The sequence below is a fragment of the Acidimicrobiia bacterium genome, from assembly GCA_016650365.1.
Classification (GTDB): Bacteria; Actinomycetota; Acidimicrobiia; order Spongiisociales; family JAENVV01; genus JAENVV01.
Genome location: JAENVV010000105.1, coordinates 1 through 1,227, shown reverse-complemented (window position 1 = coordinate 1,227; position 1,227 = coordinate 1). Strand labels below are relative to the sequence as shown.

The 1,227-nt window shown below is 59.8% G+C and carries 1 protein-coding gene and 1 riboswitch; the gene reads right to left on the bottom strand.

Annotated elements, in window-relative coordinates:
- On the bottom strand, window positions 1–965 hold a 965-nt coding region (locus JJE47_06375), incomplete at its 3' end, for a thiamine ABC transporter substrate-binding protein (GenBank protein MBK5267047.1).
- A 40-nt stretch (window positions 966–1,005) separates the two neighbouring features.
- Window positions 1,006–1,120, bottom strand: a riboswitch (TPP riboswitch).
- Window positions 1,121–1,227: the final 107 nt, after the last annotated feature.

The window sequence follows — 1,227 nt, the reverse complement described above, 5'->3', positions numbered from 1 at the left end:
TTGGCGTCGATCAGGGCAGGGTCCAGCGTCAACGGGTTGGTGGGTATCTCGGTGTACTCAACAAATTCGGGTGGTAGGCGGGCGTCGGACACTGCGGGAAACACGAACATGCTCAGCGGGATGTCTTCTTGGAATGGGAGCGACAGCATGAAGTCAATGAGTTGGCGAGCCGCTTGAGAATCCTTCAAGATGCCCGCGTATTCGACCTGTCGAAAACAACCCTCGGTCAGTGTGGCGGTCGGAGCCTCAACGAGGGGTTGCTCCGCGAAGATGACCCCGGCCGGGGGAGAGGATGCATAGCTGACAACAATCGACGATCCGGTTCCTCCACCCCCTGTGAAGTTGGAGTAGTAGGCCGTCTCCCAGTCGGGGGCAATGACCACCCCGTTGGAGATCAGGGCCCTCCAGTAGTCCTGCCATCCGTCCTCGCCGAACTCGGCGATGGTGGCAAACAGGAAGGCGAGACCTGGCGAAGAAGTGGCCGGATTCTCAACCACGACCATTCCGGCATAAGCAGGGTCGAGGAGATCGGCCAGATCGGTCGGTGGTCCGAGCTCACCGGTGAAAGCCGCCTTGTCATAGTTCAAGCACACGTCCCCGAAGTCGATGGGGGTGAGCCGACGGTCAGCCAACAAGGTGGGATCGACGGTTTCCAGCGCTGGGGACTCATACGGAACGAATAGATCAACCGCCCGGGTCAACAGCGTGTTGTCGACCCCGAACATTACATCGGCGGTGGGGTTGTCCTTGGTGAGGACGGCCTGGGTCACGAGAGCGCCGGCGTCGCCCGCTTGCAGAACCGTCACCGGAATCCCGGTTTGGTCGGTGAATGCCTCAAGAGTGCCTTCGGATAAAAAGAACGAGTCGTGGGTGAGTAGCACGAGTTCGGTGGGTTCCCCGGAGGGCGATGACGCGCAGGCGGTTAACGCGATGGTGGCGACGATGGTGGCGACTAGATATTTCAAGTTGGTCCTCCTCCGTTGGAGGATGAGGACCCCATCTGTTGCTGAGGCTCCACACGCTTCCTCCGCTGGCATGATCCAGGTCAGGTTCTGCGGGTCGGAAGCGACGTGATCAGCTTCCCTCTCAGCTCGTTGCCCGAGCTCCCCGGAGTGGTTACGTCGTCATCCTAGCTGGAGAAACGGCTTTGTCAGACCGCTGCGAGTGAAGAGATGAGAAGATCAGCGGTGAATCCACCCGGTGTAAGCGACCAACGTCAGTTGCACA